Here is a 14,481-nt window from a genome sequence, read left to right as displayed (position 1 = left end):
CGGTTCTGTTGCTTTCGTATCTCAAGGCCACGGGAGCGGAAACGATGGTGGCCCGCGCCTTTGAGGGGCGCGAAGCCCGGATGATCTTTCTGGCCGCCCTGTTCGGCGGGCTGGCGCCGTTCTGTTCCTGCGAGGTGATTCCGTTCATCGCCGGCCTGCTGGCCCTTGGCGCGCCGTTGTCGGCGGTGATGGCGTTCTGGCTCAGCTCGCCTCTGATCGACCCGCCGACCCTGCTGATCACCGCCGGTGCGCTGGGCTGGCCCTTTGCCATCGGCAAGGCCGCGGCCGCGGTGGCCTTGGGCCTGTTCGGAGGCTTTGCCGTGCGCTTTCTGATGCGTCGCGGGGCGTTCTCCCGGCCGTTGCGCCGGTACGAGCCGGCCGGATGCTGTGGCTGCGCCCCGAAGCAAAACGAGAAGCCCGTGTGGAAGTTCTGGCAGGTGCCCGAGCGCCGCGCCCGGTTCCGGGCCGAATTCGTGCAGAATGCCCTGTTCCTTCTGAAATGGATGGCCTTTGCCTATGTGCTCGAGGCGCTGCTGGTCAGCTATGTTCCGGCGGACCTGATCGCGCGCGCGGTCGGGGGCGAGGGCGTGGTTCCGATCGTAATCGCGGCCTTCGTGGGCATGCCCGCCTATCTGAACTCGTATGTCGCGCCGCCGCTGCTGGCCGGGCTGATGGAACAGGGGATGAGCGCCGGCGCGGCCATGTCGTTCATGATCGCGGGCGCGGTCAGCTCGATCCCGGCCATGGCTGCGGTGTGGTCGCTGGTCAAAGCACGTGTCTTTGCGGCCTACCTGGGCCTTGGCATCAGCGGCGCGATCGCGGCAGGTTTCCTGTTCCAGATGCTGTGAAACGCATGCCACCCGGCGACGGTCCGGGTGGCGTAGCCCGCCGGCCGATCAACTGCCCGCGCAATATTTCGGCAGCTTGAACCGGTATCGCGGTTCGCCGCTATCCATGTAGACGCGCTTTTCAATGCAGGCGGTCGTGCCGACGGTCTGCGCGATCGGGGCCTCGGTCGCCGTGATCGAAGCGGCAGACCCATCCGGCAGGCGCACCGAAGCAATCACCCCGTTCTTCAGGTCACCGTTGATCGGCGTCGCCGACAGGACCGGCACGGTCAGGAAGGCCTCGTGTTCATGCCTGCCATCACCGCTCAGCAACAGCAGGGCCGCCGCCACTCCGATGACGCTGACGCCACCGAGAATGACTAGTCCCTTGGTTTTCATGAATGCGTAGATCGAGACCGCCCGGTGCGGCCCGACGACTTTGGACAGTATGTTCAGCATAATCCGTTCCGATGAAAAAGGCCCCGTACCTGCGCGGTCGGGGCCCAAATCTGATTAGTTGCGATGGTCATCCTCGTCGTCTTCTTCGGCACCGCCCTTGGGCAGGTTGAAGAAGCTGTCGGCATCGACGATCGGTTCCGCGTCCTTTTCTTCTTCGTCGTCATCGGACAACGAGAAGGTTTCCAGCCCCTCGATTGCCGTGGGGATCTTGGGCGCGGCGTCCATCTCCAGCGACTGTTCGGTCGAGACCAGCTTGCGGCGCTCGTCATCGCTCATCACGCCACCTTCGGCGGCCTTCTTGGCAGCGGCCTTCTGAACGGCTGCATCCAGTTCGGACTGTTTACACAGGCCCAGAGCCACCGGATCGATCGGCTGCATGTTGGCGATGTTCCAGTGGGTGCGCTCGCGGATCGACTGGATCGTCGGCTTGGTGGTGCCGACCAGTTTCGAGATCTGGCCGTCGGAAAGTTCGGGGTGGAACTTGACCAGCCACAGGATCGCGTTGGGACGGTCCTGCCGCTTGGACAGCGGGGTGTAGCGAGGCCCGCGGCGTTTTTCCTCGCCGGCTGCGGCCGGGTTGAACTTTAGCTTCAGCTTGTGCAGCGGATCCTTCTCGGCCTTGTCGATCTCGTCCTGGGTCAGCTGGTTGTTGGCGATCGGGTCGAACCCTTTGACGCCGGCGGCCACATCGCCATCGGCGATGCCCTGAATTTCCAGCTCGTGCATGCCCACGAAATCCGCGATCTGCTTGAAGCTGATCGTGGTATTGTCCACCAGCCACACGGCGGTCGCCTTGGCCATCAGGGGTTTTGCCATGAGCCCGTCTCCTTTGAATACATCTGTCCCGTCGCCGGAATTCGGCGGCCCCGAGGTCTTGGGGCAGGTTTCCGTTGTCGGGGAACTCGGGGCGTATATAGTCGCGCAAAAGCCGGAAGGGAAGAGGCGAATGCGTTGGGTGGTTCTGTGGGCGTTCAGTGCGGTGGCCGCGCTGGCCGAGGGCGAGAAGGCAGGGGAATTCGACTATTACGTGTTGTCGCTGAGTTGGTCGCCCAACTGGTGCGCCCGCGAGGGTGACGCGCGCGGGTCCGACCAATGCGATGCGCGCCACGATCACGGCTGGATCCTGCACGGGCTGTGGCCGCAATATCACCAAGGCTGGCCGTCGTATTGCCCAACGCCCAAAGCGCCGCCCTCTCGCGGGAAGACCCGTGAAATGCAGGATATTCAGGGCAGTTCCGGCCTGGCCTGGCATCAGTGGAAGAAACACGGCACCTGTTCGGGCCTGTCCGCGGCAGACTATTACGCGCTGTCGCGGCAGGCCTATGAGCGTATCAACCGCCCTGCGGTGTTCCGCAAGCTGGACAAGCCGGTCAAACTGCCGGCGCGCGTGGTCGAGGAGGCCTTTGTCAAAGCCAACCCGGGGCTGGAACCCGACATGATCACCGTCACCTGCAACAGCGGATACATCGAAGAAGTACGAATCTGCCTGTCGCGCGAACTGGACCCGGTGCCCTGCGGGCGGGACGTGATCCGGGACTGTACCGCCTCGGACGCGGTGTTCGATCCGATTCGCTAGAGCTTCTTGTTCTGGCAGTCGCGGGCATAGTCCAGTGCCTTGGCGGTGCCTTTCAGGTCGATCGCCAAAACCCGTTCGCCCGCCGGATTGTAGACCGTCATCGTCTTGTTCCGAGCGATGGCGGTAACAAAGTTCCGGTCGGTGAAGAACACGGTCGCACCGGGCACCCGATCCTGCTTGAAGCCGATGGCGGTGGCGTCAAAGCTCTTGCCATCCAACTCGAACCGAATCGGATAGGATTTGCCGGGCTCGATGTCGCCCCAACCCTTGTGGAAAACTGTGAAATAGCCCCGATTGTCCAGCGCGTCATAGCCCAGACGCACCACCGACAGGTCCTGATACACCGTTTGGATCAGGCAGCCGTTACCCAGATTGGGATCCATCATGATGTTCCAGCCTTCGACGAACCCCTTGTCGATCAACTGCTGTGACCAGGCGGAGGTGGCGGTGAAGGCGGCAAGAACGAGCGCGATGACGCGGGTCATGGTCGGAATCTCCGGGCAAACAGGGTTCAGACCCGCAGGTTAGAGAAGTATCGTCAGATTTCAATCGGATCGCGACTCGATCCGGGACCTTTCGCCCTGCCGAAGGACCTGTACACCCGGCAATCCCGCCCATAGAGTTCGTGCGAATTCGTTGGACAGGACCCGCAGGATGAAACTTGCCACCGCCGCATACCCTCTCAGCTGGCTGGATAGCTGGGCGCAGTATGAAGACAAGCTGGCCGACTGGGTTGCGCAGGCCGCGGGGCAGGGCGCGCAGTTGCTGGTGTTCCCGGAATACGGTGCAATGGAGCTGTCAACTCTGGATGGTGCTGAGGTGGCCGGCGACCTGGAGCGCTCGATCCAGGCCGTTTCCGACCGGATGGAGGAAGTCCACACCCTGCACCGGCGCCTTGCTGTCGAGTACAATGCGTATATTCTGGGCGCGTCCGCACCGGTGAATGCAGGGCAGGGCCGCCCCGTGAACCGGGCCGCGTTCTACTCGCCCGCCGGTGGCCACGACCACCAGGACAAGCAGATCATGACCCGGTTCGAGCGCACCCCTTGGAAAATCGCGCCGGGAGGGCCGCTGAAACTGTTCGACACGGCGTTGGGCAAGATCGGCATTCTGATCTGCTATGACAGCGAGTTTCCTCTACTCGGCCGCGCCCTGTCCGAGGCGGACCTTATCCTTGTTCCGTCCTGCACCGAGGCCCTGTCGGGCTATTGGCGCGTTCGCATCGGTGCGATGGCGCGGGCGTTGGAAAATCAATGTGTGACCGCGATGGCCTCGCTGGTCGGCGACAATAACTGGTCTGAGCCGGTCGACAAGAACACCGGCATGGGCGGTGTGTTCGGCCCTCCCGACGTGGGTTTCCCCGAGACCGGCGTTCTGGCGGAAGGCGCTCTGAACCAGCCGGGCTGGACCTATGCCGAGGTCGATCTGGACGCGATCGCACATGTGCGGGCTGATGGCGGGGTTCTGAACCGGTCACACTGGTCGGAACAGGATCCACGCGTCCAATCGGTCACATTGTCGCGCCTTTAGGCGATTCCGCCCTTGAAAAATTGGCAAAAGGGGACCATTTAAGCGCACACCCGCGGATTCCGCGGGACAACGCAACAATGGAGACAACATGGCCAAGGAAGATACGCTCGAATTTCCCGGTGTCGTGAAGGAACTCCTGCCCAATGCGACGTTTCGGGTCGAGCTGGAAAACGGCCATGAAATCATCGCACATACGGCAGGCAAGATGCGCAAGAACCGCATCCGCGTTCTGGCCGGCGACCGTGTTCAGGTCGAGATGACCCCCTATGATCTGACCAAGGGTCGGATCAACTACCGATTCAAGTAACGCCTGCCGCAATGGCGTTCATCCTGGGATCGGGCAGCCCCAGACGGCTGGACCTGCTGGCGCAGCTTGGCTTGCAGCCCGATACGATTGCTGCCCCCGACATCGACGAGACGCCGCGCAAGGGGGAATTGCCCTTGCGGTATTGCGCGCGTATTGCCCGCGAGAAGGTGCATGCCGTGCAGGCGAACCCGGACGATATCGTCTTGTGCGCCGACACGACGGTTGCGCTGGGCCGACGCATACTGGGCAAGCCCGAAGATGCCGGCCAGGCCGCCGAGTTCCTGCTTGCCCTGTCGGGACGTCGCCACCGAGTGATCACCTCGGTCGCGGTGCGTCGCGGTGATCGGGTGCTGCAACGCGACGTTGTCAGCCAAGTCAAGGTCAAGCGTCTTTCGGACGTGGAAATCAACGCCTATCTCGCCACCGGCGATTGGCAGGGCAAGGCGGGTGGCTATGCCATTCAGGGTCCCGCGGGTGCGTTCATTCCATGGATCTCGGGTTCGTTCACCGGGATCGTCGGGCTGCCCCTGGCGGAAACCGCCGGGCTGTTGCAAGGCATCGGCTACCCTCTGTATCGCGAGGCATCATGAAAGGTCGAACGATCATCCTGGATCACATTCAGGGCCGCGAAGCCGCCGCGTTGATGGTGGATGGCAAACTGGATGATTTCCTGATCGCCGCCGATGCGCCTGCCCCTGGGACTATCTATCGGGCCCGGGCCGAGCGGCCAGTCAAGGGGCAGGGCGGAATGTTCCTGAGCACCCCGGATGGTCCGGCTTTCCTTCGGCAGGTCAAAGGGTTGGCGCCGGGCGAAATGCTGCTGGTGCAGGTCACGGGTTATGCCGAGCCGGGCAAGGCCCTGCCGGTGACAAACCGGATCCTGTTCAAAAGCCGCTATGCCATCGTCACGCCGGATGCGCCCGGGCTGAACATCTCCCGCTCGATCCGCGATGACGAGGAGCGCGACCGGCTGCTGGTGATCGCGCATGAGCAGATGGACGGCAGCCCCTTCGGTCTGATCCTGCGCTCCGGTTGCCAGGGCGCGGATGCCGATGAGATCGCCGAAGACATCGCCGCCATGCGAGCGCTGGCCGAACAGGTCGTGAACGACATCGGAAACGCGCCGGAAACGCTGTCTGAGGGCGACGGACCGCATGTCCTCGCTTGGCGCGAATGGGTGGAGCCCGCCGAGGTCTCGACCCAGGCGGGCGGGTTCGCGGACCATGGCGTACTCGAGGCTTTGGACACCGCACGCGGCGCATCCCATCCCTTGATGGGTGGGGCGCATATGTATATCGAGCCCACCCGGGCGTTGGTGGCCGTGGACGTGAACACCGGTTCGGATAGCTCGCTGGCGGCGGGAACAAAGGCCAATTTCGCCTGCGCCAAGGAACTGCCGCGTGCCCTGCGCGTGCGGGGGCTGGGCGGGCAGATCACGCTGGACCTTGCGCCGATGCCCAAGAAAGACCGGCGCGGATTCGAATCCGCACTCCGTGCTGCTTTCAAGGCAGACAGCGAAGAAACCGTTCTTGCCGGCTGGACACCGCTGGGGCATTTCGAGTTGCAGCGCAAACGTGGCCGCATTCCATTGTCGGAGGTCCTGAAATGAGCTGTCCGATCTGCGGAGAAGATACGGTCCAACGGTTTCGTCCATTTTGTTCGAAACGCTGCGCGGACATTGATCTGGCCAAGTGGCTGAACGGCTCCTATGCGGTTCCTTCGCAGCGCGAGGAAGACCTTGATGGTGAGATTCAGGATGCTGTCGAAATCAAGGATCGCCCACACTGAAAAAATCTGAAAAAGCCTCTGGACACGGCGTTTGGCAAGTCATAGAAGGCCTGCACCCAACGGCAAACGCCGTTCCCGTGCCCGGGTAGCTCAGGGGTAGAGCAGTGGATTGAAAATCCTCGTGTCGGTGGTTCGATTCCGCCCCCGGGCACCACTTTTTAAAGCAAAATCAGAACACTAGTCCTCGCACAGTTTTAACTTTGTGCTTTACACACTCATCGCACAGTTTTGAAGTGCGTTGATTGAGGGGTTTGCGGGTTGAAAAGCTGTATTGGACACAGTGTTTGGAATCAATGTGTTGACCACAGCAATCCCAACACAGTCTTTGCCCCACCGTGTTTTGGAACACACTCGAAGACAGCGTTTTTTAGCGTGGTTCGACCACAAAGCTTCTGAGCTATTCAACTGGTCAACGGAATAAGCAAAACGCCCAGCACAGCTGCCGTTGTCGCTCCTACGGGCCATGCGTTCAGCGGCATCTGCCGCTTCAAAAAGCTCAGAAGCCCGCTGGTACGCAATCTTATCCGTCTGCGTCCCGTACTTGATCGGGGCTACCCCTTCTTGGCGGTTTCGCTTCGTTCCGCCCAAAGTGGGGTGTCGCGCCACTTGCTTAGGTCATCTCCGGCGATCAGTGCCAACGTGTAGTCTCGGTACAAAGGACTGAGAGACTGTAGCGTGGCTTCAGTAGACAAGAAGTCTTTCGCCTTGGGGTGTAGTTCGTTCCACCTCAGTGGAACGCCCTTCTTTGACTTGTTCTACCAAAGCTCGCAGGGCTTTTGGCAAATTACCACGTCACGCCCACGTTCGATGGGTTCCGTCTTCCTCTCGAAAGAAGGTGCGTCACTTCAAGAGGTCGTCCACCAAAGCTCGTCCCCGTCCTTGTGAACCCAAATATCGCCAACAGTCTCAGCGACAGTAGTCATCAAGTTGAACCAGCGAGAAGCTGTCGCCTTGGTCGGTTTCTTTCCTGCCGCAGTGGTGTCCCTAGCCATGCGGCTGGACACATAACCCTCGCGGTCAGACACTCGGCTATGACCTGATCAGCGGGTGTCAGGAATTGTTCCACCATAGTCCGCCGCGCTTCCAGCCCGAGGTCGGATCGCCCCTGCCGTTCGGTCGAAACCCGTTATAAAACAACATACTCGGCCATGCCTTGCCCTCTCCGTAAACGACAAACCAGCGTTTGTTGTAGAAGGCTTCGGATTTCTTGGAGCAGCGGGCAACAGGTTTTGCTGAGGTGCGTTGTGGCTCCAGTCATGTGGGGGCGTGACTGTTTGTCATCTGACATTGCGCGTCAGATTGGCGAACGAGCAAGATGCGGACGAACAGGTCAATTTATTGCGGTAGACGGGTGTCTGCTTTTGTTTCCAATTACTCCCTTCGTCAGCACCAGTTGTGGAAACGCGTTGTATGTTTGATCGGCTTGAGGGCAGAAAAAGCTCGCAAGGTAAAATTTTTCCTAAGAGCCAAATTGCAGCTCCAACATCGATCATGCGGAGCCCGCATTCGGTGCACGCTCAATTGCTGCATTCAGCCCAAAAAAATCGTAGCTCATTGCCAACCAATGAAATTTCAGATCTTGGTTGCAGAGATGTTTTGAGTTTAGACGCCTCTCCTAAATTGAGATGGTGTCATTCCTGTGCTTCTGATGAAAGCTCGCGTGAAATGCGCCTGGTTGGAGTAACCCAAGGATTTCGATATCTCAAATATCGTTAACTCCGGCACCTTCAGCATGTCTATTGCGGCTTTTGTCCGTTCCCGGGACAGAATTTCGGAAAAGCTGGTCCCTTCTTTTTGAAGATCGCGCTGCAGGTGACGGTCACTTAGGCCAAGCAACCGTGCGATGAATTGTAGTGACAAGCGTGGATCGTAGAGGTAGGTGCAGACCAGTGCGGCAATGGCGCGCGTCGTGGGAACCATCTGATCATGTGTGTCAGGATCGGGCAAAATGACCGCCTCTGAAACCATTTCCCCGCGTTCGATGTGGATTTCCGTGGCCGGCTGAGCAAACCGAAGTCTTTCTTCCGCGGATTGGGCCAGCCATTCGAGGTCGGGGTGATGATCCGACTGTAGGTTCAGCCGCTTCGGAGCCCAGGACGGTCCCAGTGCACTCCGGATGGTTTCTAGCATGAGTTGAAGGACATAGAGTTCAACCTGCCGGACCTGCTCGCGATCGCCGGCAATGGCGTTGCGGCCGAAAACCAGACCATTCCAGACCGGTCGAACAAAGAAATCGGCTCTGCTGTATTCCAGCTTCGCCATTTTGCAGAAGGTGACCAAGCGTTCGAAAAGTGTTTTCTGATCATAAAGTTGCCGCAGGGCGCCATGCATCTGCACGCTGGAAACGGATCCGGCATCAAAGCCGATGTCGAATTTTCCGGTGCTCGTCGCGGCTTCGCTTGCGATTGTCCAGAGCTGGTGCTCCGCGATCATCAGCTCCGGTTCTTGTATCATACGTTCGTCGATATCGACAGCTTGCAGGAGTTTCATTGGGTCACAGCCAGCGTCTTCGCAGGCAATCGCGAAGTTCAGCGCGTACCTAAGTTTTACGACTGCGACCAATACCTTCCGCCATCATCAGAGCGCACACGACGTAGTATCGCAAGGCATTTACCATTTTGCGACCTCAAATTTACCATTTCATCCTGAAACCGAAAAACTGTTAGGCGGCCTCTTTCACGCCTAGTACGCTTTTCGTGCGAGGAGCTAACATTGCCGCCTATGATTTTTCTGTGCGCGAGACACTCAAACAAAGTAATCGATGATCGGCCGAGGCTCCCACATGCCGAAACAAGACCAGGGGAGTCCGACAAATCATGTCCAAGACAATAACCGCAACGGCGGTCGTTGCAGTGCTGGCGATCGCGTCACCTGCGGTTTCGCAGGAAAATACGCCGCCGCCGATTCTGTTCACCAATGCAAACGTGTTCGACGGTTTCAGCCCCGATTTGATCATGGGGGCGAACGTGCTGGTGGAAGGCAACGCGATCACGCAGGTTTCGACCGACCCCATCGATGCGCCGAACGCATTTGTCGTCGATGTCGGTGGCAAGACGATGACGCCCGGTTTCATCGACATGCACCAGCACGTGATGCTGAACCCGCCGGAGGGGACGGCCGCCTATCAGACCCGCTGGGACGATGCGGCGGGCGGTGCCATCGCGCTTCAGTACATGAACGATCACATGCTGATGAAGGGGATCACCACGATTCGGGACATCGCCGGCGATCCACTGGATATTGCCAAGGCCATCGACATGGGCCTGGTCCGGGGGCCGCGTGTCTACTCGTCGGGCGGCGCTATCGGCCAGACCGGCGGTCACAGCGACTGGGCGGGGCGCAACGTGCCGCCGGCCACGCTTGAGAACGGTCAGGACATGGGGCAGCTGACGTCGAATACATGGGTGACCGATGGGGTCGATGATGTGACCCGCGCGGCGCGCCTGAACTTCCGGCGCGGCGCTGCGTTTCTCAAGGTCATGGGCGGCGGCGGCGTGGCCAGCGAATTCGATCCGCTCGAGATCCTCGGGCTTGCCGAGGACGAGGTCGCCCGGGCCGTCGAGATCGCCAGGGACAATGGCACCTATGTCGCCGTGCATGCCTATCACGACGAGAGCTACGACCGGCACCTGCGGCTCGGCACCCGCTCGTTCGAGCATGGCTTCCTGATCTCGGAGGACATGGTCAAGCGCATGGTGGCGAAATACAACGAAACGAAAGACATCGTCTGGAGTTTCCAGTGTTATGTCAGCGTGAATACCTTCGGCTCCTACGAGAGCATGCCGGCCTTCTTCACGCACGAGCAGAAACTCAAGGGCGTGGCGGTTGGCGAAGGCGTACGCGCCATGTCCAAGTGGATGAACGACTATGGCATGTTCATCATTGGAGGCTCGGACATGTTCAGCCCCGGCCTGGTTGAGAAGATCAAGGAGGACATCGTGTGCCCCACGTCGGTCGGGTTCAGCCCGGCACAGGCGCTGAAGCACTACACGGGCAACGCGGGTATCGTGCTGAAATGGTCCGGGCCCAAAGATCCCTATCCGACCTATCACCTCGGCCGGATCGCGCCGGACAGCTATGCCGACATCCTGATCTGGGACGGTAATCCTTTGGAAGACATCAACCTGATCCTCGATGAGAGCAAGCTGCAACTCGTGATGAAGGATGGTCGCGCCTACAAGAACACGCTGGTCGAGAGCGATAGTATTATGTACCGCCCGGCGGTTCGTGAGCCGCAAGTCTATCCATGATCATCTGATCTGGATCGCGCGGGGCGGTTTCTACCTCGGCCGCCCCGCGGTCAAAAGAAGCTCAACAGAAAATTTGCAGGAGACCGCAATGCGAAAACCTCTCATTGTCGTACTGTCGTTTGCACTCGCCTCAGGCGCGATCGCTCAAGATGAGCCGCGACAGCTTTTATTCACTAATTGCAACGTGTTCGACGGTGTCGCGGACAGCCTCGCCAAAGGCCGCAACGTGTTGATCGAAGACAATCTTATCGCGTCCATCGGGGATGCGTCGCTCTCGGCCGTGGATGCCGAAGTCATTGATTGTGAAGGCCGCACCCTCATGCCCGGCCTGATCGACGCGCACACTCATCTTTACATGAATATGCCCGGCGGTGTCGCTGGTATGGAGAGTGGCATGTGGGACGAGATCGGCCCGCGCGCCGCACATATGGCCAACGAATATCTCTACAGTGGCTTTACAACCGTTCGTGAGATGGGCGGTGGCGGCTCTGGCTTGAAGAAGACGGTCGATGCCGGCCTCGTCGAAGGACCGAGGATTTACCCGAGCGGCGCATTCGTGTCGCAGACATCCGGCCACGGAGATTTGCGCTTCGGCTCGCAGCGGAACCCGAACCTGCCTCCTTTTCCGAATGACAGCAACGCTCAGCGCCTCGGCATCACGACTGTGGCCGACGGCGAGGATGCCGTCCTCGCAGCGGTCAGGCAAAACCTGTCCCAAGGAGCAACCCAAATCAAACTTATGGCGGGGGGCGGCGTTGCGTCGATTCTTGATCCCCTGCATACGCTTCAGTTTCTTCCTGAAGAGATCGAAACTGCAGTTCGCGCAGCGGCCGACTGGGATACTTATGTCGCCGTGCATGTCTTCTCCGACGAGGGGATCCGTCGAGCTGTAAATGCCGGTGTGCGAAGTATCGAGCATGGTTTTTTTGCGAGCCGTGAGACCTTGCAGCTGATGAAGGATAATGACGTATTCCTTGTGTCGCAGATGACCGGAATATCACCGTATCTCGAACAAAACCCTGGGCTGCAGAGCCCGGAGAACCAGGCAAAGCTGGCGCTCGCGACCGACCTAGCCAAGGACTTTGTCGAGAACGTCAAGGCGATCCGACCGAAGATGGCTTTCCAGACTGATGTCGTGTTCGCGACGGGCGAGTTGCTAAGGACGCAACTCGACTACGAGAAGTGGTTTCACGCTGAGCTTTTCGGCAATCACGCAATGCTGGTTGCCGCGACATCCTCGGCTGGCGAGCTCATGGCGTTTTCCGGCAAGGCAAATCCGTATCTTGAGGGTCCACTTGGCGTTATCAAAGAAGGCGCATACGCCGACATCCTGATTGTCGATGGAAATCCCCTCGAAGACATAGGTGTGATCGGCGGAAACGAGAAATGGTACGACGCCGAGCCGCGTCCCCGTGACATCCCGACAATAAGACTGATCATGAAGGACGGCGTTATTTATAAAAACACGCTGAACTGATGATCTTCCGCGGCTTTTTTACCTCGGCCGCCCAGCGAAACATTTTTGGAGAAAGAGATGCATCGTTTGCTGACTTTGAGCTTTCTGACGCTGTTTGTTCCGCTCGCCGCGCCCGCTACGGCTGAGCAGATCGCTTGGGAGGATCTGATCGATCCGTCGGCGCAAACCTATGAGGATCCTTTTGAGGATTTAAACTATCAACAGATCGAATCCTTGCGGACGATCGTCCGAAACAGAGAGCTGCTGAACGACGCCACTCTCAGCGAGGCTCAGATGGCCGACGGTGCCGCAAAAATCAATGCGGCACTTAAGGAACTGTCTGAAGACGGGATTGATGCAGATTGGCTGATCGACCAACGCTGGATCGTTGCCGACCGGCGCAAGAAAGCAGCAACAGCGGCTAATCCGAAGCTTGATGGACAAATCGTTACATTGGCGGGTTACGCTATCCCAGCGCCTGTCGAAGCGGACGGGACCACTGTCGTCTACCTCGTTCCCGTACGCGGCATGTGTAGCCATACCCCACCGCCAAACGCCAATCAGATGATCCGGGCGCGAGTAGTTGACGACTGGAGCCCCAGCACTATGCACGAACCGGTGCGGCTGACAGGCAAACTGTCAATTGAAGAAACAAACCATACTTTCCGCATCGTAGACGGCAATGTGCCAATGACCTCCAGCTATGTTTTGGAGGTCTCGCAGACTGAAACGATGCGAGATCTGATGGCCAGCACGCCAACAACAAATGATTGGGCGGCATCGATTGCTGGTCGCATCCTAGCAGCGGGTCATCGCAAGACCGGCGGGGCAAAGGCGTCGGAATGATAAGACTTCTCGTTGTCGCATTGAGTGTTGCGGTTGCTGGCGCTGCCTCGGCGCAAGGACTGTCCGGGCCTTCTTCGGTCGAAGCTGATCTGGAGCCCGGAGATGGGCTGACCGACCCACAATATCGTTCCGATTTTCCGCGCAATATCGCGCCGGGCTGGTTTCAGTGGAAAGACCGGCTTGCTGAGGGTGGGTTCCGGTTCAACTTGGATTACCTGGCATTGGGCCAAACCACGAACGCTGATTTGGGAACTGGTGAAGCCGCAAGTGGAATCGCTCGTTTCTACGGCAGTTGGCAGGCAACTGAACGGGGTTCTCTGACATTCAAGATCGAAGACCGGCACAGCTATACCGATGTTGCCCCACAGTTTCTTGGGCTGGATGGCGGAGCGCTTTCGATCACAGGGACAGCCTTCAACGATAATGGTTTGTTGTTGACCAACCTGTTCTGGACACAAAGGGCCGAGAACGGTTCGTGGACGCTGCAAGTCGGGCAGATTGATGTAACCGACTTTGTGGATATTTACGGGTTGGTAAGCCCCTATAGTGGTTTCCAAAACCTGTCCTTCAACACCAACCCGACGATAAACACGCCCAACCAAGGCATTGGCATTGCCGGTGGGATAAAGCTGAGCGATAACCTGTACGCCGTCGCGAGCGTCTCAGACGCAAATGCCGACCCGTCTGATCCAAACTTTGATGTGTTCAGCGATGGAAATTTATTCAAATCACTCGAAATCGGCTACACTTCTGGCTTTGATCGCATCTACTTCGACAATATCCATCTGACACTCTGGCATGCGGATGCGGCGGATGATGGTAGCCGTCCAGAGGATTACGGCGCCGCGTTTTCCGCCGCATGGTTTGTTGACAATAAGTGGATGCCATTCTTTCGGGCTGGGGCTTCAAAAGGTACGGCAGCACTCTATGATCGGTCCATTTCTGCCGGTGTCGGCTATTACGGTCGCAATACCGATTTGGCAGGGTTGGGTCTGAACTGGGCTGAGGCAAGAGGCATAGACGGCGATCAGTTCACGCTTGAAGCATTCTATCGCTTTTCAATCTCACCCGGACTGCAGATCACACCGTCGATACAATTCATATCCAACCCGCTTCTGAACCCTGATCAGGATAACATTACATTGTTCGGTCTAAGAACCCGGATCGTTTTCTGATGCGGGCCGAAAGCAGTAACTGAAATCAAAGCAGTTATGGGAGTATTGTTAGGTGAATGTTCTCGGTGGACTGATGGAGGCAGGATGGGCGACTGAACAAGTATTCAAATCTTTCTTTGGTCCAGGATTATTAATTTAATTTTCAATACCTTAAGCTAAATTCGCCTCTGCGATATTCAGAAGTTATACACAAAGTGATGCATTTTGTTATAACCCATTGAAATTAAGTCTGGAAACTTGATTGAAAGTCCTCGTGTCGGTGGTTCG

Annotated in this window: 15 protein-coding genes and 1 tRNA gene; 12 read left to right on the top strand and 4 right to left on the bottom strand. The window is 58.5% G+C overall.

Going from position 1 to position 14,481, the window contains the following annotated elements; all coding sequences use genetic code 11:
- Nucleotides 1–848 (top strand): permease (locus AC2FMM_RS16250; RefSeq protein WP_496797113.1); only part of this gene is annotated, 848 nt, incomplete at its 5' end.
- A 48-nt stretch (nucleotides 849–896) separates the two neighbouring features.
- On the opposite strand, the gene AC2FMM_RS16245 is transcribed toward AC2FMM_RS16250, so the two are convergent.
- Nucleotides 897–1,286: a hypothetical protein gene (locus AC2FMM_RS16245; RefSeq protein WP_496689224.1), complete on the bottom strand. Its 390-nt coding sequence runs from the start codon at nucleotides 1,284–1,286 to the stop codon at nucleotides 897–899.
- A gap of 54 nt (nucleotides 1,287–1,340) precedes the next feature.
- On the bottom strand, nucleotides 1,341–2,102 hold the full coding sequence (locus AC2FMM_RS16240) for a DUF1013 domain-containing protein (protein ID WP_496680415.1): 762 nt from the start codon (nucleotides 2,100–2,102) through the stop codon (nucleotides 1,341–1,343).
- A gap of 130 nt (nucleotides 2,103–2,232) precedes the next feature.
- On the opposite strand from AC2FMM_RS16240, the gene AC2FMM_RS16235 reads away from it, so the two are divergent.
- Nucleotides 2,233–2,862, top strand: a complete 630-nt coding sequence (locus tag AC2FMM_RS16235; RefSeq protein WP_496680417.1) for a ribonuclease T2 family protein — start codon at nucleotides 2,233–2,235, stop codon at nucleotides 2,860–2,862.
- Here the strand turns inward: AC2FMM_RS16235 and AC2FMM_RS16230 are convergent.
- Nucleotides 2,859–3,347 (bottom strand): hypothetical protein, encoded by a 489-nt coding sequence (locus AC2FMM_RS16230; RefSeq protein WP_496710720.1) that lies wholly within the window; start codon nucleotides 3,345–3,347, stop codon nucleotides 2,859–2,861. The genes AC2FMM_RS16235 and AC2FMM_RS16230 overlap by 4 nt on opposite strands.
- Before the next feature lie 169 nt (nucleotides 3,348–3,516).
- On the opposite strand from AC2FMM_RS16230, the gene AC2FMM_RS16225 reads away from it, so the two are divergent.
- From AC2FMM_RS16225 to AC2FMM_RS16200, 6 genes are all read left to right on the top strand, one after another.
- Nucleotides 3,517–4,392 (top strand): carbon-nitrogen hydrolase family protein, encoded by an 876-nt coding sequence (locus AC2FMM_RS16225; RefSeq protein WP_496797112.1) that lies wholly within the window; start codon nucleotides 3,517–3,519, stop codon nucleotides 4,390–4,392.
- A gap of 88 nt (nucleotides 4,393–4,480) precedes the next feature.
- Nucleotides 4,481–4,699: a translation initiation factor IF-1 gene (gene infA / locus AC2FMM_RS16220; protein WP_005620785.1), complete on the top strand. Its 219-nt coding sequence runs from the start codon at nucleotides 4,481–4,483 to the stop codon at nucleotides 4,697–4,699.
- Nucleotides 4,700–4,710: 11 nt separating this feature from the next.
- Nucleotides 4,711–5,289 (top strand): Maf family protein, encoded by a 579-nt coding sequence (locus AC2FMM_RS16215; RefSeq protein WP_496710718.1) that lies wholly within the window; start codon nucleotides 4,711–4,713, stop codon nucleotides 5,287–5,289.
- Entirely contained in the window at nucleotides 5,286–6,308 is a 1,023-nt protein-coding gene (locus tag AC2FMM_RS16210; protein ID WP_496797111.1) for a ribonuclease E/G, read from the top strand. Before AC2FMM_RS16215 ends, AC2FMM_RS16210 begins: the two co-directional genes overlap by 4 nt.
- Entirely contained in the window at nucleotides 6,305–6,487 is a 183-nt protein-coding gene (locus AC2FMM_RS16205; protein ID WP_496689214.1) for a DNA gyrase inhibitor YacG, read from the top strand. Before AC2FMM_RS16210 ends, AC2FMM_RS16205 begins: the two co-directional genes overlap by 4 nt.
- Before the next feature lie 79 nt (nucleotides 6,488–6,566).
- Nucleotides 6,567–6,641, top strand: a tRNA-Phe gene (locus AC2FMM_RS16200).
- 1,448 nt (nucleotides 6,642–8,089) lie between these two features.
- On the opposite strand, the gene AC2FMM_RS16195 is transcribed toward AC2FMM_RS16200, so the two are convergent.
- On the bottom strand, nucleotides 8,090–8,977 hold the full coding sequence (locus tag AC2FMM_RS16195) for a helix-turn-helix domain-containing protein (RefSeq protein WP_496797110.1): 888 nt from the start codon (nucleotides 8,975–8,977) through the stop codon (nucleotides 8,090–8,092).
- A 326-nt stretch (nucleotides 8,978–9,303) separates the two neighbouring features.
- On the opposite strand from AC2FMM_RS16195, the gene AC2FMM_RS16190 reads away from it, so the two are divergent.
- From AC2FMM_RS16190 to AC2FMM_RS16175, 4 genes are read left to right on the top strand one after another with little or no spacing between them, the layout of a single operon-like run.
- Nucleotides 9,304–10,737, top strand: a complete 1,434-nt coding sequence (locus AC2FMM_RS16190; protein ID WP_496710716.1) for an amidohydrolase family protein — start codon at nucleotides 9,304–9,306, stop codon at nucleotides 10,735–10,737.
- Complete coding sequence (locus AC2FMM_RS16185; RefSeq protein WP_496797109.1) at nucleotides 10,715–12,214, top strand: metal-dependent hydrolase family protein; 1,500 nt, start codon at nucleotides 10,715–10,717, stop codon at nucleotides 12,212–12,214. Before AC2FMM_RS16190 ends, AC2FMM_RS16185 begins: the two co-directional genes overlap by 23 nt.
- Nucleotides 12,215–12,271: 57 nt before the next feature.
- Entirely contained in the window at nucleotides 12,272–13,039 is a 768-nt protein-coding gene (locus AC2FMM_RS16180) for a DUF3299 domain-containing protein (protein WP_496797108.1), read from the top strand.
- The gene (locus AC2FMM_RS16175) at nucleotides 13,036–14,214 is read left to right on the top strand and encodes a carbohydrate porin (protein WP_496710713.1); all 1,179 of its coding nucleotides are present in this window, start codon (nucleotides 13,036–13,038) and stop codon (nucleotides 14,212–14,214) included. Before AC2FMM_RS16180 ends, AC2FMM_RS16175 begins: the two co-directional genes overlap by 4 nt.
- Nucleotides 14,215–14,481: the final 267 nt, after the last annotated feature.

This window comes from Ruegeria sp. BHSC043 (assembly GCF_059612985.1).
Note: the sequence above shows the minus strand (reverse complement) of the source record. Positions and strands in the feature narration are given on the sequence as shown.